The sequence below is a fragment of the Chryseobacterium electrogenes genome (assembly GCF_053553015.1).
The window spans coordinates 676,852-696,150 of sequence record NZ_JBNPPB010000002.1 but is presented as its reverse complement, the minus strand read 5'-3'; the positions used below and the strand labels follow the sequence as shown (position 1 = coordinate 696,150).

Here is a 19,299-nt window from a genome sequence, read left to right as displayed (position 1 = left end):
GATATAAATGTCAACAACGAACCAAATAAAATATTAGCTCGGACACTTAAAATTATTGGTATTAATATGTTAGAAGTGTTTATCTATGGAATTTAGCGTAAAGCAAAAAGTACTACCAGCACCATACTCACTCTCTACCCAGATTTTTCCTCCCTGAGCTTCAATAAACTCTTTGCTGATACTTAAGCCTAAACCAGTACCTTCTTTTTTGGTGCCGGGAATGCGGAAATAACGTTCGAAGATTTTATTCAAAAATTGAGGTTGTATGCCTTGACCCGTATCTGTTACAGAAAATCTTATTTGATTTTCTGTCTTTTCAACTTTGACATCAATTGTAGCATTCTCATACGAATACCGAACGGCATTGGAGATGAGATTGGTAAGAACCCATGCCGTTTTTTCACTATCGGCAGCAACCAGTGTATTATCCTCTATATCAACATCGATTTTAATATTCTTGTACTCAGCAGCAGATTTATTTGCGTTAACAGCATATTCAATCATAGGCTTTATTTCTGAACTAATTAAGTTTATTTGAATAGCCCCACTTTCAACCTGTGTGATGTTTAGTAGTTCTCCGGTAATTCTTAAAAGGCGGTCAGCATCGTCTTTTATACCATTAACCAGTCCTTTTTGTTCCTCATTTAAGTGACCTGTCTTTTCATTCTCCAGAATTTGAATACCTAACTGTATCGACGCAATAGGTGTTTTAAATTCATGGGAAACAGTTCCCATAAAATTGGTCTTTGCCAGATCCAGTTCTTTAAATGGTGTGATATTTCTCAGAAGAATAACCTGACCTATAAATTCACTGTCTGCTTCTCCGGTTGGAACGATGTTGATATCCACCACCTCTTTTTCAAAGTAGCTTTCCTTTCTGTCTGCATAAATCTTTAATTGTTCGGATTTAGCATTTTCGGGCTTTGGAAGAAAAATATCCTTGATAATACTTCTAATTAAATCATTGGTAACGGCTACATCCTGTATTTGTTTACCAATGAATTCTTCTTTTTTTAGACCACAAATATTTAATGCCTCTTCATTAGCGAAAAGCACTTTTTTGTTTTCATCGATACCGATAACTGGATCATGAAGATTATCAATTAACGTTTCAATTCGTTTTTTACCTTTTAGGATTTTATCGAGCTTACTCTCGGAATATTCTTCCAGCTTCTCCGCCATCGTATTGAATGATTTTGCCAAGTCACCAAACTCATTATGGCTTTCAAAATGCACCCTCTTTTTATAATTCTGCCCGGCTATTTCTTTTATACTATCGGTTAATTCCTTAATCGGGTTGGCTATATTAGAAGGCAAATTGACCAGTAAAATAAATGCAATCAGGAAGCAAAGTGAACCAGTAACTGAAATGATGACAATTGCTTTTTGAGCTGTATCATCGGCTATATCACTTTTTCGGTTGATCGCCTCCATATTTAGACGCATTAACTCCGTGATGTCTTTCCTTATGGATGATATAACTATAGAATCTTCGGGGTTTTCTTTTAAATCTTTAAAATGTTTAACGATAAGATTGGTAGCTTCGATTTCTCCAATCTCAGTTACATTCTGCTTTTGCAGATCGAGATTTTTTTGAAAAGTATCTACAGCGGATTTGTCTGAACGAACATCTTCCAAAGACAACAGCATGTTGCGGGCATACTGTAAGGTATTGTAATTGGCAACTAAGATATTATTAGTGTCTTTTTTCAGTTGGTTTACATACCAGCCACTAACAATTGCCAGTGCCAGTATCAGTAAAAATAGAGCACCAACTCCAACCGTTAATTTTGCTTTAATTCTCATTTTATGATAGTATTACGAGATCAATATTTTCTTGTGACAGCTTGTTCAGTAAGGCATTAAATGTGTCAGTTGCTAATATAATCTTAGCTAAGTTTAAATGTGGTTTACCTATACACACTGTTGTTATCTTACGATCTTCACATTCTTTGATGATTGCCTTAGTGGTATTTTTTGCTTTCACCTTAATTATTTCTGCCCCTAATTCTGTAGCTAATTTAAAATTATTAATCAAATGCCGTTGTTTATCTAGAGCGATTTTATCAGAACTTTCCTTAGGTATTTGCACATACATCACATACCATTTGCTGTTGTAATAATTAGCTAATCGTGCCGTTTTCCTAATAACGTTTTTTGCAGTTTTTTCGTTTGAACTGATACAGGCCAGGAAACGTTCTTTTTTGACACTTCTTGTAAATACTACTTCGGTTTCTACTTTTCGCTGCACCTGCGAAGCTACCTCCTTTAACGCCAACTCACGAAGCTGCAAAATATGCTCGCTCTTAAAAAAATTATTAAGTGCTGCTGTTATTTTAGAGCTTTCATAAATTTTTCCGGCTTTTAAACGATCTATCAGATCTTCTGCTGTAAGGTCGATATTGACTACCTCATCTGCCTGAGCGACTACGCTGTCGGGAATACGTTCCTGTACATCAATCCCCGTAATTTCCCGTACTTCTTCATTCAAACTTTCAATGTGTTGAATATTGACAGCACTGATGACATTGATACCCGCATCTAAAATATCGAGTACATCTTGCCATCTTTTTTCGTTATTGCTGCCTTCAATATTGGTATGAGCCAATTCGTCTACAATCACAACTTCCGGACGAAGGTTTATAATGGCTTGCAGATCCAGTTCTTCGAGTTCTTTCCCTTTATAGAAAAGTTTTCTGCGTGGAATGATCGGAAGCCCATCCAACAAAGCATGGGTCTCTGGTCTTTTGTGTGTTTCGATATATCCGATTTTCACATCGATACCGTTTCGCAATAGCGTATGTGCTTCCTGTAACATTCTATAGGTTTTACCCACACCAGCACTCATCCCGATATAGAGCTTGAATTTTCCTCTTCGGGATTTCTGAATGAGGTCTAAAAAATGTTCTGCACTTTTTCTTTCGTCCATACAATCTGTTTGCTTATATAAATTTACAAATTCCCCTTAGACAAATTGTCCAGGGGAATCATTAGTAAATGGAAATATTTAGAAACGTATCGCCAGCGATGTAACCGCCATAACGTTGTCTTTTTTCATATTGTCATCTCTGTTTAAGAAAATGGCATCTTTACTATTTAAGCTTTTAACTTCTGTTCTCCATACCAAATTAGGCAGAATTTGATAATCAACGTTGAGTGAAGCCCCAAATGTTTGAAATCCGTTTTCCGTTCCCGAGGCGATGATAACGCCATTCTTATCGTGGTAATATTCTCCTCTTGCAGCGATGCTTATTTTTTCAGTAGGGCTGTATTTCGCAATCAGTACAGGCGTATACCATGTATCATAGTCATCACTTGCTTTTTCTTTTTGTTGTGCGCCGATATCAAAGCCAGCGATCAATGCAAATTGATTGCTGATTTGAAACTGCCCATACAGATTGTGGAAGTAACGCATCTTACGCTCTTCATCAGGGAAGTCGTTGCCTATGAAAGAACTACTGTTTAAAGTCACTTTATCCGAAGGACGGTAAGTTAATTGATGACCAAAAGCTGGTGTGCTATTCCCTTCAACACGTTGGATACGTTGCCAGCCATTCAACACCAATACCGCCATATTCCATTTTCCATTATCGGTAGCATACGACAACTTAGCTCCGGTTTCAAAATAGGGCGAATTATCAGCCATCATACTTCTTGTCAATGTAAAGCAGTCCGCTCCGATAGCACTTTCAAAGCCAATGTGAGATGGTAATATACCTGCATCTAACCATAAATTCTTCGTTTTAGATAGTTTCACCCCTACATTTGCTTCATATATATTTTTCAGCACGCCTTCTTCGGCTGCATAATTAGCATTCATATAAGAACCTACTCCAAGAGCCAGATTTGCTCTCATATTTTCTGTTTCATAAGCTGCTTTTATAAATCCCAAATTTAGACTCACTTCATTGTTGCGGTTGTGGCTGTACACAAATCCGGGTCTGGTATTGGATTTCGGGTTATTAAAATCCTGCTGATAATATACCTCAGCATATCCACTGATGGTTAACGGCTTTTTTTCAGTTTCCTGAGCACATACACTTCCTGTTGCTCCCAGAAGAATAGCTGAGAACATAATTATTTTTTTCATCTTATTAATTTGATTTTTAAACGTGATGAAGCTATCAGATTTATCCTCCCTGTGTGGTTGAATAAATCATGATGGTTTCATTTTTGAATTATTAAAATTTTACTGTTTATTGAATTACTCCTACAAGGCATTTTCAATGGCTACACACACATTTGAAAACCTGTAAGTTTTTTTAGGAATTACTTATTTAAGTTGATCCAGAGCGATATTTAATTTAAGTACATTGATCTTTTCGGGACCAAACATGCCCCACAAAGGTTTTTCGGTTTGTTCATCAATTAATTGATTCAATTTAACCTCATCAATCCCCCTTGTTTCAGCGATTCGTGCTACCTGTACCTTTGCAGCCTGAACAGAGAAGTTAGGATCCAGTCCACTTCCACTAGCCGTAACCAGGTCAACAGGTATTTCAGATTTATCAATTCCGGGATTATGTACTAAAAAAGTATCAATTCGTGCCTGAACCTCTGCTAAATATTCCTCATTAGAAGGACCTTTGTTACTACCTCCTGAACCAGCAGCATTGTAATCTACGGCCGATGGTCTTGACCAGAAATACTTATCCTCTGTGAAAGACTGACCAATATTGACATAATGTTTCTTTCCGTTGTGTTCTATAATTTCTCCTTTTCCAGCATTAGGAGCAAACTGTGCGATACCCCAGACTGCAAGTGGGTAAATGACTGTAAAAAACAGGATCATAACAGCAGTCAATTTTATTGCGGGCAAAATATGTTTTTTCATTTTATCTAAATTTTATAAAGGATTAAAAGAAAACGGATATAAGCATATCTATCAGCTTGATTCCTACAAAAGGTATCAGTACACCGCCTAAACCATAAATGAACAGGTTTCTTCGAAGTAATGCACTTGCTCCAATAGGTTTGTAAGCTACACCTTTCAATGCTAATGGAATCAACATCGGAATGATGATTGCGTTGAAAATTACAGCTGATAGTATTGCACTTTCCGGACTGTGTAAATTCATAATATTCAGTCCTTGCAATGCAGGAATCGCTGTGATGAACAGTGCTGGAATGATGGCAAAATACTTAGCCACATCATTCGCAATACTGAAAGTAGTCAATGTACCACGGGTCATCAGCAATTGTTTTCCGATTTCTACGACTTCAATCAATTTGGTCGGATCGTTATCCAGATCGACCATGTTTCCTGCTTCTTTTGCTGCCTGAGTACCAGAATTCATTGCTACACCCACATCAGCTTGTGCTAAAGCCGGAGCATCGTTTGTTCCATCACCCATCATAGCGACCAAGCGACCTTCCGACTGTTCTTTTTTGATGTAATTCATCTTGTCTTCGGGTTTTGCTTCTGCGATGAAATCGTCCACACCTGCCTTCTCAGCGATAAATTTAGCAGTCAAAGGATTGTCGCCCGTTACCATGACGGTTTTGATACCCATTTTACGCAGCCGTTCGAAACGTTCTTGAATACCCGGTTTGATGATGTCCTGTAGCTCAATTACACCCAATGCGATTTCATTCTCTGATACGACCAACGGTGTACCTCCATTAGAAGAGATGGCTTTCACTCTTTCTTCGACCTCTTTTGGAAAGTTATTACCTGCTTTTGTAACCAGATTTTTTATCGCATCGGTTGCACCTTTTCGGACACGCACATTCTCATAGTCTATACCTGAACTTCTAGTTTCTGCTGTAAACTTGATGAATTGAGGATTTTTGACTTCGTAACTCAAAGGGTTGATACCTGCTAATTCGATAATCGATTTACCTTCAGGAGTTTCATCAGCCATGGAGCTTAATACAGCCGCTTTAATTAATCTTTTCTCGTCAATACCATTTGTTGGATGAAAATGAGTTGCTTTACGGTTACCAATCGTGATTGTTCCTGTTTTATCCAATAATAAGACATCGATATCACCTGCGGTTTCTACCGCTTTACCACTTTTTGTAATAACATTGGCTCTCAATGCTCTGTCCATCCCTGCAATACCGATTGCAGACAACAATCCTCCAATGGTAGTCGGGATAAGACATACAAATAAAGAGATAAAAGAAGCAATGGTAATCCCCACATTTGCATAATCAGCAAATGGCTTAAGCGTCACACAGACAATGATAAACACAAGTGTAAATCCTGCTAACAAAATGGTTAAAGCAATTTCATTTGGTGTTTTTTGTCGGGCTGCACCTTCTACCAAGGCAATCATCTTGTCCAGGAAGCTTTCGCCCGGTTGCGTTGTTACCTGCACCACGATTTTATCGGACAAAACTTTGGTACCACCGGTAACAGAACTTTTGTCGCCACCTGCTTCACGAATCACAGGAGCAGATTCTCCGGTAATTGCACTTTCATCGATGGTCGCTAAGCCTTCAATAATTTCCCCATCAGAAGGAATGATGTCGCCAGCTTCACAGATGAAAACATCACCTTTTTGTAATTGAGCAGAGGAGATCGTTTTCCCATTTTTTAATCTTGCAGGCGTTTCTTCTCTTGTCTTACGCAAACTATCTGCTTGTGCTTTACCTCTTGCCTCAGCAATTGCCTCGGCAAAATTGGCAAATAACAGGGTAAGCAAAAGGATAATAAAGACGGTAAAATTATAACCAAAACTTCCTTGTCCCTGAGCTCCTGCCAACGTCCATAAACTCACGGCTAGCATAACCAAAGTACCGATCCATACAGTAAACATGACCGGATTACGGAACATGGTTTTCGGATTGAGTTTCACAAAAGATTGTTTCAGTGCTTCCTGAACCATATCTTTTTGAAACAATGATGTATTATTGTTCATTTCTAAATTCTTTAATCAGTTTAATAAAGTGAAAAGTACTCTGCAATAGGACCTAATGCCAATACCGGGAAGAATGCTAAGGCAGCTACGATTGCGATTACAGCGAATACCATTAGTCCGAAAGTTGCCGTATCGGTTTTCAGGGTTCCGTCTCCCTCTGGTATAAATTTCTTTTGAGCTAACAAGCCTGCAATGGCTACCGGACCAATGATCGGTAAGAATCTTGAAAGAATAAGTACAAATCCTGTTGCAATATTCCACCAAGGTGTATTATCTCCCAATCCTTCAAAACCACTACCATTATTGGCAGATGACGAAGTGAACTCGTATAGCATTTCACTCAATCCGTGAAATCCCGGGTTATTTAGAGAGTCCATAGTATATTGTGGTGATGCAGCGGCTAATGCTGTTCCTACTAATATCAGGAAAGGATGAAGCAAGGCAATAATCATGGCTATTTTCATTTCCCTAGCTTCCACTTTTTTACCTAAGAATTCTGGTGTTCTTCCTACCATCAATCCACTGATAAATACAGCAAGAATGATAAAAATAAAGAAGTTAAGTATTCCTACACCGACTCCTCCGTAAAACGCATTGATCATCATTGCTAATAGCTCATTCATGCCTGACAATGCCATTGAGCTATCGTGCATAGAGTTTACTGATCCAGTAGAGATTACAGTGGTGACAATGCTCCAAAAGCCAGATGCAGGTGCTCCTAATCGAATTTCCTTTCCTTCCATTGCTCCAAGAGAATTATCAATTCCCATAGCTGCAATAGCAGGATTTCCGTTCATTTCCATGTTGATATTTGGAATGGTCAGCATTAAAAAACCTACTGTCATTACACCGAATATCATCCACGATAATTTTCTTCTTCTGATAAAATAGCCAAAGGCAAAGATCATCGCTAATGGTACGATCAGCTGAGCCACCATTTCGACCATATTGGATAGGTAGGATGGATTTTCAAACGGATGGGCAGAATTCACTCCAAAGAATCCACCTCCGTTGGTTCCTACGTGTTTAATAGGCACAAATGCCGCTGCGGGTCCTCTTGATACTTCCACAGAATCACCTTGTAAAGTGGTAATAGCGTCTTTACCTTCAAAAGTCATCGGGGTACCTTCAAATGCAAGAATGATGGCAATTACAAATGATACAGGTAATAAAATACGTGTACAAGATTTTACAAAGGTGTTGTAAAAATTACCCAAGGTTTCAGATGATTTGTCTCTGAATGCTCTAAATAACACTACAGCAGCAGCCATACCAGTTCCCGCACTTACAAACTGTAAGAACATTAACCAGTATTGTCCAAGATAACTTAATCCTGATTCCCCGGAATAGTGTTGCAGATTACAGTTTACCACAAATGATATCACCGTATTGAATGCAAGGTCTGCGGACATACTTGGATTGTTATCCGGATTAAGCGGTAGGCTTCCCTGCGTCATTAGAACAACCATTCCCAACAGGAACCACACCATATTGATCGTGATCATGGCTACCATCTGCTGTTTCCAGTTCATTTCTGTTTGCGGATTGATACCGCTTATTTTGTAAAAGATTCGCTCTATCGGATTAAAAATCGGATCGAGCAGCGTTTTTTCACCGCCATAGACTTTTGCAATGTATTTACCGAAGGGTATTGCAAGCAATATCGACAGGGTAAACATTACGATTATTCCTAAAATTTCTGTATTCATTTTTATTAATTAAATATGGTTTTAAACATCCATCCGAACAGCCTGACCAATGCTAATACAATCAGGAATATCAAAGCAATTCGGGCTACATCTTTCATTTCAGTAAGTATCTTTTTCATAGCAATATTTGAATTTTTAGAAAAGCCAGATAAATGATCGAAATGAAGAACAGTATCCAGAATATGATGGATACCCATTCCTTGATTTTTCCTTTTGTATCTTTCTTCATCTGCTGAAGCGTTTTAAAATTTTTCTGGTTTGAGCAATACGTAGCATATATAGACAAATACACCTATGGCTACTATGAATAATGCTGTCATAGACTTGTTTTTTGTGTTAAATAATTTGTGTTCTGAAGCTGATAAACATGCTTCAGGTTATTGGGAATGAGCTGGTACATATAAATCCATTGTTCTGTAGTGCAACGTCTTTTCATTCCTTCAAAAGAGCGCACAAACAAATTTTCAATGATGTATTGTACATACTCATTTCCTCTTTTATGAAGCCAACCGATGAACTTAATCTTTACCCCAATTTTCTCTATCTGTCCTTTGGAAAGCAAGAGATTGATGTGGTTGACGATTGCCTGAAATATTCCTGCAAAATTTTTTCGCATGGATAGTTCATTGATTTCTTCTTTAATTTCACCGTAGTGATGTGCCAGATAAGTACTGGCTGTGTTTTCATTTATTTCGTTCATTGATTTAAAAACTTCTTTTTATTTACTGGAGAACATCGCATAGAAAATACAGAAGACAATAAAAGCTAAAAGTACTTTTGCCAATATATCCGTAACTATTTCCCTATTTGATTTTCGTTCTTTTTTCATCTGCTTATTAATTGAAAGAATAAAAAGAAAAATACAAAGCCGATCAAAAGACCTGCGAATCCGCCAAGCTTTACGCATACGGCAAACAGGACAAACAATAAAATTGCTAATACTGCTTTTTTTATTTTAGCCGACCAATGTGTTTTTTCTTTTAAAACTTTCATTACTTAATTAGTTTTCTAAAATGGTTTTGATATACCCTTTCCGTAATTCGATCGGAAATAAATCCATATGTTTTTTTAGGCTTCCTGGGCTTTCTTCAAAAGATAGCGCTGTCAGAAACTCATTTTCAATGGCATTCCGCGTGTATTGATTTCCTCCTTGATACAAAAGATTTATAACTTTGGCTATCTCTTGAACACGCTCTAATTCATCTTCTAATCCAGAACCTATTTTTTGTGAACAAACTTCTGCCAGTTTATGCAGTAGCAGATAGTCTGCAATAGAATCGTCCAAAGTATCCAAATCAGGAATGAGTCTTGCGGCTTCAGGAGCCCATTGTTGTATCGTATTTATGATTTTTGTTTTCATTTTATTTTAGATTTTCTCAAAGAAGTCAATTGACTTAATGAACAGACCGAAACAGGCTAAACCTGCGAGTACTAAAACTATTGTTATCATTTTTATTTATTTTTAAGTGGTACTAATGTGCTTCATAATTGCTCCAAAAATCATAACCACAATAAATGCGAAAAGTAATAAGTGGTATGATTTTAGCCATTTTGGAAACGAAGGCGGTTCTTTCTGCTGTTTCCATTTGACATTTCTTTTCCTCATTTTTAATTTCTTTTATATCCTCTATGCCAAAACTTATTCCAATAGAATTTCACAAGTCATAATAAATTGAAAATCAATATTTTATTCCGATCTCACGGAATTTATTGAAACAAAAACCTTATCAAAATGATAGGATGATTATCATTTTGATAAGAGCACAGATTTTTTGGGGATAACGAGCGAAATTCTAAAGGACTATATCACCTTGATTAATATGGGGAATCGTTTTTAATTTTATATTTTTGTACTTTATTAATCATAAAATGACTGGTTTCTAAGTCATTTTCAGCATAAATCAGAGGGATAAGCAAAGAAAGATGAATAAATTAAAAAAGACTCCTATTGAGAAAATCGTATCACCCATTCAAAGCTTTATTAAAAATGAAAAAGCAGGTGGCATTGTATTAGGAATCAGTGTGGTGATTGCATTGATATTAGCCAATTCGCCTTTAGCTGAAGAGTACCATCATGTTCTGGAACATAAATTTGGACTTCAGTTAGACGGAAGCACGTATTTTGAATACAATCTTCATCATTGGATCAATGATGGTTTGATGGCTATATTTTTCTTTGTAGTGGGTTTAGAACTAAAAAGAGAAATCGTTGGGGGAGAGTTATCCAATCCACGAAAAGCTTTATTACCCATCGCTGCTGCATTTGGAGGAATGGCTGTGCCGGCTGCGATTTATTTATTCTTGAATCCAACAGGAGAAGTGCACAGCGGTTGGGGAATTCCAATGGCAACAGATATAGCCTTTGCGTTAGGAGTGCTTTATTTATTGGGAAACAGAATTCCGCTTACACTAAAAGTTTTTTTAACTGCTTTAGCTATTGTTGATGACTTAGGTGCTGTTTTGGTTATCGCTTTTTTCTATACTTCAGATATCTCCATGTTCCATCTCATTATCGGTGCTTTGGTGCTTTTGACGATGTATACCGGTAATAAAATGGGAGTAAGAAGCATTTTATTCTATGCCATTTTAGGAATTGGCGGTGTTTGGACAACTTTTTTACTTTCGGGTGTACACGCCACTATCGCAGCTGTTTTAGCAGCATTTACCATTCCGGCAGATGTGAAAATCAATGAGAAAATATTCAGTAATAATATCCAAAAACTTTTAGACAAGTTTAAGGGCATTGACCCGGATAACAGCAAACCTACTTTGACAAATGAGCAATTACATATTCTGGAAGAAATTCAAAATAGTACGGTAGCAGCAACTCCGCCATTGCAACGATTAGAACATGCAATGCATCCCATGGTGACCTTCTTAATCATCCCTATTTTCGCTTTAGCAAATGCCGGTGTTTCATTGGCTATCGATATGGAACATTTATTCAGTACCAATGTAGCGTTGGGTGTTGCCTTAGGTCTTTTGGTCGGTAAGGTTGTTGGCGTGGTTGGTTTTACATTGCTTTTGGTGATGCTGAAAGTGGCTCCTTTTCCAGAAGGAATGAATGTAAGAAACCTGTTTGGACTAGGTTTACTGGCTTCTATAGGTTTTACGATGTCGTTATTTGTAACTTCTTTGGCGTTCTCGCATGAGGAATACATGACACAGGCGAAGATTGGAATTTTTGCAGCTTCTATTATTGGCGGTGTATTGGGTTATTACGTGCTGAGTAAGCAGTCTAAAAAGCAACTGTAAACGTTGTAAGCAAATGAGCAATAAATTATGGGATTTTATCAATCTGCACAACGGTGAAGAAGATAAACAGAAAGTTTTAGAAAATGTAACCGCTAACATTTCTTTCAGGGGATCTAACCTATGGATATTGGCTTGTGCTATCCTTATCGCTTCTGTTGGATTAAATGTCAATTCAACAGCTGTGATTATTGGAGCCATGTTGATATCTCCTTTGATGGGGCCTATTTTAGGAGCAGGATTTGCATTGGGAACGTACAATTTTTTACTCTTACGGAAATCTATTAAAAATCTTTTAATAGCAACTGTAGTTAGTTTATTGGTCTCAGCCTTTTACTTTTATATCAGTCCATTCAAAGATGTGCAATCCGAATTATTAGCCCGAACTTCTCCGAATATTTATGATGTATTGATCGCTTTTTTTGGAGGTTTAGTAGGTGTTATTGCCATCACAAGGGTAGAAAAAGGAAATCCCATTCCCGGTGTAGCCATTGCTACGGCTTTAATGCCTCCATTGTGTACGGCAGGGTATGGACTGGCTACCTTTAATTTTAGCTATTTCTTTGGGGCGTTTTACCTGTACACCATCAACTGTTTTTTTATTTGTATTGCCACGTTTTTAGTTATCAAATATTTAAAATATCCTGCTTCTGCTACGATTGAACCAAAGAATGAAAAACGCATCCGGTACGGAATTACCACCTTGATGATGATTATGATCATCCCCAGTTTTTATCTGGCGTATAATCTATTTGAAGAAAAGAAGTTTACTAAAACCGTTGAAGAATTCATCAATTCTGAATTCAGTAGCAGAGGATATACGGTGATTTACAAAAAACTGAATTATAATTCCAATCCAAAAAAGGTGGATCTGGCATTTCTGAATAAAAAACTCAGCAAAGAAGAAATGGAAATGTATAACCGATTACTGGATGAAAGAGGTATTCATAATACGATGCTGAATTTCAGACAGGATGATGCAGATCTTAAGTCGGAGATACTCAGTGAACTGAATAAGCAGGATGCTTCTTTGTCAGAAAAAGATGTGACCATCAACAACCTTCGACAAGAACTGAATAAATATAAAGTAAATGAATCAGGACTTGTTAGAGAACTGAACGTTCTTTTCCCTGAACTGAAAGATGTGTCTCTTGGTAAAATAGAAAAATTTTCAGGAACAGATAGTGCCAAAGTTGAATGGTTGGTGTTATATCATTTGGAGAAAGGGACAAAAGAAATTGATAAATCGAAAATGAAAAAATGGCTGAACGAGCGGCTTAATGTTGATAATACACTGATATTACAAGACACCCAATCCGAATAGCCTGAGAGAATTTTTAAATGAAAGAGTTTTTATATGCCAAATGGATACAACAGCTCATTGTTGTATTACACTTGGTTGCACTTACAGCACTAATAGCTGATTACGGTTTTATACTAAACCCAACCTTACAATTAAGTATCATTTCTTTGTATCTGTTTGTATTGGTTATTGGTGTTTTTTATACTGTTTTGAAATACTATTATCATCGAAAAGAATTCATATTAAGTGTTTTTATCTTTGATACATTGAGTGTTTTGTTTGTGTTTTATTGCTTATACAAACAATTATCAACAGGGGGAATATCAGAAATAACCCATTGGATACGGTTGGCTGTTATCTTAAAATTGATACGGGAATTTACACGCCCGCGTTTGAGCTATAAGCGTTCTTTACTCAATCCTGCCCAATTATTTATCATCAGCTTCATGGGATTAATTGTCGTGGGAGCCTTACTATTAATGCTGCCTAATGCAACCTATCAAGGTATAAGCTTTGTGGATGCTCTATTCACTTCTACCAGTGCAGTGTGCGTAACGGGATTAATAGTGGTCGATACGAGCAGTTATTTTACAGCTTTTGGGCAAACCTTAATCATGCTATTGATCCAAGCTGGTGGATTAGGGATCCTTACATTTGCCAGTTACTTCAGTTACTTCTTCAAAGGTGGATCTACTTACGAAAATCAATTGGCATTGAGTGATATGACCAATTCTGAGAAAATAGGCGAGGTTTTTACAACGGTAAAGAGGATTTTAACCATTACTTTTTTAATAGAGTTTATTGGAGCTATATTTATTTTCTTTAATTTGGATAAAGCTTTAATTCCGTCCTTTTCAGAAAGAGTTTATTTTTCTGTGTTTCATTCTATATCTGCATTCTGTAATGCGGGATTTTCGACTTTACCCAATGGAATGATGGAAGACAGTTATGTGTATAATTATCCCTTACAGTTCATTATTGTCATCATCTTTGTATTCGGAGGTTTAGGTTTTCCGATTGTTATTAATTCCGTTCGATATATTAAACATCTAATATCCAGATATATTCTTTGGTTTGTAGAGAAAAAGAACAATTACCGTCCATGGATTTTAACCTTGAGTAATAAGATAAATTTATTGACCACTTTCATATTGATTGTTTTAGGAACCGTCATTATCTACATCAAAGAATATTACAATGTACTTGGAAATCATCAAGGTTTGGGAAAGGTTGTTACGGCATTATTTACAGCAACTACACCCAGAACGGCGGGTTTTAATTCGATAGACTTTAGCCAAATGCACTTTTCTTCCATCATTATCATCATTTTTTTAATGTGGGTAGGTGCATCTCCGGCTTCAACTGGTGGTGGAATTAAAACAAGTACGTTTGCCATTGCTACTTTAAACTATTTTAGTCTTGCAAAAGGAAAAACCAGGATAGAAGTCTTCAGAAGAGAGATTGCTGATATCTCGGTTAGAAGAGCTTTTGCGGTAATGAGTCTATCCTTATTGGTAATAGGAATAAGTGTTTATCTGATTTCTCATTATGATAGTCATGTACCTCTTTTGGATATCGCATTTGAAAGCTTCTCAGCTTATAGCACTGTTGGGCTTAGTTTAGGAATAACCGGAGATTTAAGTAGTGAAAGTAAATTGGTTCTTATTGGAACTATGTTCGTAGGAAGGGTAAGTATGTTAACCATTCTGATTGCCTTTTTTAAAAAGGTCAGACAGGGAAATTACCATTATCCATCGGATGAAATATTAATCAACTAAAAGAAAAATTGAAATGAAATTTATAATTATAGGATTGGGAAATTTTGGAGGCTCATTGGCAGAAAAACTAACCCAACAAGGAAATGAAGTTATCGGTGTGGATTCACGCTCGGAAAAAGTTGTAGCATTAAAAGATAAATTGTCTCACACCATCTGTATGAATGCTACAGATCAATCAGCCATTACTCATTTGCCGCTGAAGAATACGGATATCGTGATGGTTTGTATTGGTGAAGACGAAGGTGCAAATATCATGGTCACAGCACATTTTAAAAATCTGGGTATAAAACGATTGATCAGTCGTGCCATTAATCCACTTCACGAAAGTGTTCTACAAGCTATAGGCGTTAACGAAATTGTGCGTCCGGAAGAAGAAACGGCTGAAAGATGGGCTAAAAAACTATGTTTAAAAGGAGTTATAGACTCTTTTGACCTGAACAAAAGTTATAGTATTGTAGAGATTGTGGTGCCGGAAAAATACATTGGAAAAACCATAGAAGAAGTAAAATTCAGAGAATTGCATAATGTGTTAATTCTGACGATTATCAGAGATGCCCAAGAGAAAAGCTTCTTAGGAAGAAGCAAAACCGTTGCTAACGTACAAGGAATTCCGGAACCGACTACCATGCTACAAAAAAATGATATCATCGTTATTTATGGTAATAATGAAGATCTGCAAAGATTTGCAAAAGTAAAATATGAATAGCCTATATTATTTCTCAATCAAAAATGCATTAGATATCAAACTGCTACTGAAGTTTATACAACTCCATTTTTCGGTAAAGGGTTGCAATCCCGATTTCTAACAAGCGAGCTGTTTCTGCTTTATTTCCATTGGTATGATTTAGTATTTTCTGAATGTGCAGTTTCTCTGCACTGGCCATAGAAAATGCAGACAATTGTTTTGCATTTGATTTTGCATATTGAAGGTCTACCGGCAGCGTATCTAAGTCAAGCAGGTCATCATCCGCTAAAATCACGCTTCTTTCAATCACGTTTTTCAACTCGCGTATATTTCCTTTCCAGGGATTGTTTTCCAACGCTGTAACATAATCCTCAGATAGGGCTAATGGCTTTCTATTGGATTTGATTGCAAAAAGATCGGCATAATACTGTGCCAACAATTTGATGTCTTTTACACGCTCTCTCAAAGATGGAAGTTCTATACCAAATACAGAAAGTCTGTAAAACAAATCACTTCTGAAATGACCTAACTCAATTTCGTTTTCCAGATTTCGATTAGTTGCAGCGATTACACGCACATTGACTTTTATGGGTTTGGCATCACCAACACGCAAAAATTCACCCGTTTCTAATACACGTAAAATTTTAGCTTGCAAGTCCATAGCCATTTCTCCTATTTCATCCAAGAATATGGTTCCATTATGAGCCTCCTCAAAAAGTCCTTTTTGATCTTTATTAGCACCTGTAAATGAACCCGCTTTGTGACCAAATAATTCGTTTTCTAAGAGCTCTTTACTAAATGCAGAGCAGTTTATCGCAACAAAATTTTGGTTTGCTCTCGGGCTACCTTGATGAATGGCCTGTGAAAAAACCTCCTTACCAGTTCCTGTTTCTCCGGTTAATAATACTGTTGTATCTTTTGGTGCGACTTTTTTAGCCAATTCAATTGCTTTTAGGATTGGCTTTGATGTACCGATAATTTTATCAAAGGAATATTTTTTGCCTAACTGCTTTTCTAATTGTTGAACTCTTTTGTTTAAAGCTACCTTTTCACTGGCTTTATAAAGAAGTGGAATAATCTTATTGTTATCATCACCTTTGGTTATATAATCGAACGCACCGTTCTTAATAGCTTGTACGCCATCCGGTATATTGCCGTAGGCGGTCAGCAGAATAACTTCTACTGATGTGAATTTTTCTTTAATCAGTTTTGCGGTGTCCACACCGCTTCCATCAGGAAGCTTGACATCGCAGATAATAACATCTATTTCTTCTGCTTCTAACCTTTGTAAACCCGATTTGATATTGGATGCCTGAAAAACCTCAAAACCTTCAAAACCAATTATTTTTGAAAGGAGGTTTCTCAATTTTTCCTCATCGTCTATTATTAATACTCTGCCCACGTTCAAGCTAAATTGTTATATGCGAATTTACAATTATTATAGCTGTTTTAAGTTTATTGTACCAATTTATTATAACATCTGCGAAAGAAGTTTATGAATCATGAGTGAATATTTTATTAGTACTAGTGTTTTCGTCTTTTCCACCTCTTCTTCATCTGATTAGCAAACTTTTCCTCTTCGTAATCCTCTCCTTGTGTATCAGATAACACACTCAACAATCCTAAATCTGAACTGTGGGAATGTTCCTGTGAACTAAACTCAAAAAGGTCTTTCATTGGCAAATCGTCCGATGTGTTTGTTTTGGAAACAGGGGTGTCCTGTATTTTTAATTCGGGTTTGTTTCCGTTGTTCCACCAATCATTGAATACGTTTGCCGACAAATTTCTGTCTAATTGTGAGCCGTTCCAAACACTTCGGTTTTCGTGGTCGATCAAGGTCATTCCGTAAATCCGTCCGCTTTCGTTCCGGCGGACAATCATACTGATACCCTGTTCTACAAGTTGCTTTTTAAACTCCATTTCATTGCCTGTTGTATGTATGGAAAGTTCCACCGTATTTTTCAAAACAGACCTTGCAGGATTGGTTTTCATTTTCTCGTTAGATTGCTCAAAATGTTTTTGTAGTTGTGCCACGCCTGCATCTTTCCCGAATAGCGATGCTTTAAATGGATTGCTTACCTTGTTTCCTTTCTCATCCAATGCTACATACACCAATCCGTTTACAGGTTGTCCGTTCCGCTCGCCTTTTACTTCTTCTACTGTAATGTTGAAAAGTGACAGCAAAGCATTGTAACTACCCATAGTTGAAAAGCTGTAGTACTTTGGCAAATACCGTACTACCGAAGCAATCTGACTTTTGATGTCGCCTTTGTGGTAATCTACAGGCTTGAAAATTTTGTTGGATTGTTTCTGCTCTTGTTCGGTGGCTTTGTGCAGATTATATTTCTGCTCTAAATCCCGACAGATTGCCATTGAGCGTGGATGGTCGTAATCATCGGGGATTTTCTTTCCGTCAATATCTACGCAGGTTGAAACGATATGAATGTGTGTTCGGTCAATATCCGTATGCTTGAAAACAATATAGGGTTGATTGCTGTAACCCATACGTTCCATATATTCCTGTGCCATTTCCATAAATTGTTCATCACTTACCTGGTCTTTTGGGTCGGGGTTCAGCGAAATATGCCGTACCGTTTTTTCCGTTTTGATGTTTGCTGATAAATATGACTCAAAACATTTATTAAAATAGGCTACAGAATAGTTGCCGTCTACTGTATCAGGTATTTTGTTTAGTAACAAAACTGCTCCGTTTTCCTTTTCCACTTTCTGCTGATTGTACAAAATCGCTCCATACATATTGCTTCCTTTTCCTATTTTTGCAATCATAACTTTACTCTTTTTTCAAATACTTCTCTTCAAATTCCTGTGTCAAACGGATGACTTCTTTTGTGACTTGTACCAATTCAATTGTTTCTTTTTCCAATTTAAACAGGTAAGTTCCTGCTTTTTTCTCTGAAAAATTGCGGTACAATATCTTCACAATCTGATTGTAATTTGTTCCGATTGCTCGGAACTGGCTAAAAAATCGGGTCAACTTTTCGTGATATTCTATTGCATCCATATCAATCTTTACGGTCTTTACGGTCTTCTGAAAGATGCAGGCGGTAATAAAATGGGCAATTACTTTCATATCTGATTGGTCAAAGAGGGCAAGAAATTTGGCATTGTCCTCTGCGTTCAGGTTGATAGAATACCGATTGACGGCAGGGTCAATCTTTGGTTTCCTTCCTGTTTTTTTAATCTGTTTTCTGTTTTTCTCTTCCATAATAATCCATTTTTAATTTTACATAAACGAGCGACTTCGGAGCCGTTTCCAGCCCCCTGCAAGGGCAAGTGCTCTTGAGGTGCGGAAATTTATTTCGAGGACCTCAAGAGATAACTTGCTCTGAACAAGGGTTCAGAAAAATCCGTTTTGCAAACGGATTGGAGTTAGCAGGGAAAACCCATAGCTTCCATTACAAATTTCGGCAAGACTATTTGAATAACAGTTATTTATAACAATGACAATGAACGCCAAATGATGCCACTGAATACCACCTTAAGGCAGATTGGGACTGCTTTTATTTCCTTTGTATCTGGTTAGCTGGCTGATTGGTTATAACCTTAACTAGGTAATCAATCAGCATAAATCCCAACAGCAAATCTGCGTGACTGAATGCAGACGAATTGCACACTTTTCAGTTAAGGAAACAGCTAATTAAGGGTATGTAGGTGCATAGGTAGATAGGTTGTTACATAGGTGTAA

The 19,299-nt window shown here is 37.0% G+C and carries 16 protein-coding genes; 4 read left to right on the top strand and 12 right to left on the bottom strand.

The window, feature by feature from the left end:
* Window positions 1-69 precede the first annotated feature (69 nt).
* The 9 genes from ACQQ6V_RS03215 to ACQQ6V_RS03175 all read right to left on the bottom strand — a co-directional run bounded on the left by ACQQ6V_RS03215 (window position 70) and on the right by ACQQ6V_RS03175 (window position 9,935).
* On the bottom strand, window positions 70-1,806 hold the full coding sequence (locus ACQQ6V_RS03215) for an ATP-binding protein (protein ID WP_283416138.1): 1,737 nt from the start codon (window positions 1,804-1,806) through the stop codon (window positions 70-72).
* 1 nt (window position 1,807) lies between these two features.
* Window positions 1,808-2,929, bottom strand: coding sequence for a sensor protein KdpD (locus ACQQ6V_RS03210; protein WP_032131834.1), 1,122 nt, complete (start codon window positions 2,927-2,929; stop codon window positions 1,808-1,810).
* A gap of 78 nt (window positions 2,930-3,007) precedes the next feature.
* The gene (locus ACQQ6V_RS03205; RefSeq protein WP_286895555.1) at window positions 3,008-4,090 is read right to left on the bottom strand and encodes a porin; all 1,083 of its coding nucleotides are present in this window, start codon (window positions 4,088-4,090) and stop codon (window positions 3,008-3,010) included.
* 183 nt (window positions 4,091-4,273) lie between these two features.
* Window positions 4,274-4,834 (bottom strand): K(+)-transporting ATPase subunit C, encoded by a 561-nt coding sequence (locus ACQQ6V_RS03200; protein WP_055041566.1) that lies wholly within the window; start codon window positions 4,832-4,834, stop codon window positions 4,274-4,276.
* Between the two features lie 22 nt (window positions 4,835-4,856).
* Window positions 4,857-6,866, bottom strand: coding sequence for a potassium-transporting ATPase subunit KdpB (gene kdpB, locus ACQQ6V_RS03195; protein ID WP_234108521.1), 2,010 nt, complete (start codon window positions 6,864-6,866; stop codon window positions 4,857-4,859).
* Window positions 6,867-6,886: 20 nt separating this feature from the next.
* Window positions 6,887-8,575 carry a potassium-transporting ATPase subunit KdpA gene (gene kdpA, locus ACQQ6V_RS03190; protein WP_448844113.1) on the bottom strand — a complete coding sequence of 563 codons (1,689 nt, stop codon included), beginning with the start codon at window positions 8,573-8,575 and terminating at the stop codon, window positions 6,887-6,889.
* A gap of 242 nt (window positions 8,576-8,817) precedes the next feature.
* Window positions 8,818-8,895 (bottom strand): K(+)-transporting ATPase subunit F, encoded by a 78-nt coding sequence (kdpF, locus tag ACQQ6V_RS03185; protein WP_081623247.1) that lies wholly within the window; start codon window positions 8,893-8,895, stop codon window positions 8,818-8,820.
* Window positions 8,892-9,275, bottom strand: a complete 384-nt coding sequence (locus ACQQ6V_RS03180; protein WP_129758660.1) for a DUF7674 family protein — start codon at window positions 9,273-9,275, stop codon at window positions 8,892-8,894. Before ACQQ6V_RS03180 ends, kdpF begins: the two co-directional genes overlap by 4 nt.
* A 300-nt stretch (window positions 9,276-9,575) precedes the next feature.
* Window positions 9,576-9,935, bottom strand: coding sequence for a DUF7674 family protein (locus ACQQ6V_RS03175; protein ID WP_123247948.1), 360 nt, complete (start codon window positions 9,933-9,935; stop codon window positions 9,576-9,578).
* Window positions 9,936-10,498: 563 nt separating this feature from the next.
* Between ACQQ6V_RS03175 and nhaA the strand changes: the two genes are divergently transcribed.
* The 4 genes from nhaA to ACQQ6V_RS03155 are packed head-to-tail and all read left to right on the top strand — an operon-like array spanning window position 10,499 to window position 15,614.
* Entirely contained in the window at window positions 10,499-11,830 is a 1,332-nt protein-coding gene (gene nhaA, locus ACQQ6V_RS03170) for a Na+/H+ antiporter NhaA (protein WP_448844112.1), read from the top strand.
* A 13-nt stretch (window positions 11,831-11,843) separates the two neighbouring features.
* Window positions 11,844-13,151, top strand: coding sequence for a DUF389 domain-containing protein (locus ACQQ6V_RS03165; protein ID WP_234108506.1), 1,308 nt, complete (start codon window positions 11,844-11,846; stop codon window positions 13,149-13,151).
* Window positions 13,152-13,168: 17 nt separating this feature from the next.
* Window positions 13,169-14,908: a TrkH family potassium uptake protein gene (locus ACQQ6V_RS03160; protein ID WP_448844111.1), complete on the top strand. Its 1,740-nt coding sequence runs from the start codon at window positions 13,169-13,171 to the stop codon at window positions 14,906-14,908.
* A 13-nt stretch (window positions 14,909-14,921) separates the two neighbouring features.
* On the top strand, window positions 14,922-15,614 hold the full coding sequence (locus tag ACQQ6V_RS03155) for a potassium channel family protein (protein WP_129758657.1): 693 nt from the start codon (window positions 14,922-14,924) through the stop codon (window positions 15,612-15,614).
* A 43-nt stretch (window positions 15,615-15,657) separates the two neighbouring features.
* Here ACQQ6V_RS03155 and ACQQ6V_RS03150 read toward each other — a convergent pair whose 3' ends face one another.
* From ACQQ6V_RS03150 to mobA, 3 genes are all read right to left on the bottom strand, one after another.
* On the bottom strand, window positions 15,658-16,995 hold the full coding sequence (locus ACQQ6V_RS03150) for a sigma-54-dependent transcriptional regulator (RefSeq protein WP_129758656.1): 1,338 nt from the start codon (window positions 16,993-16,995) through the stop codon (window positions 15,658-15,660).
* Between the two features lie 122 nt (window positions 16,996-17,117).
* The gene (gene mobB, locus ACQQ6V_RS03145) at window positions 17,118-18,380 is read right to left on the bottom strand and encodes a conjugal transfer protein MobB (RefSeq protein WP_234108500.1); all 1,263 of its coding nucleotides are present in this window, start codon (window positions 18,378-18,380) and stop codon (window positions 17,118-17,120) included.
* A gap of 4 nt (window positions 18,381-18,384) precedes the next feature.
* The gene (mobA, locus tag ACQQ6V_RS03140) at window positions 18,385-18,819 is read right to left on the bottom strand and encodes a conjugal transfer protein MobA (RefSeq protein WP_234108499.1); all 435 of its coding nucleotides are present in this window, start codon (window positions 18,817-18,819) and stop codon (window positions 18,385-18,387) included.
* Window positions 18,820-19,299: the final 480 nt, after the last annotated feature.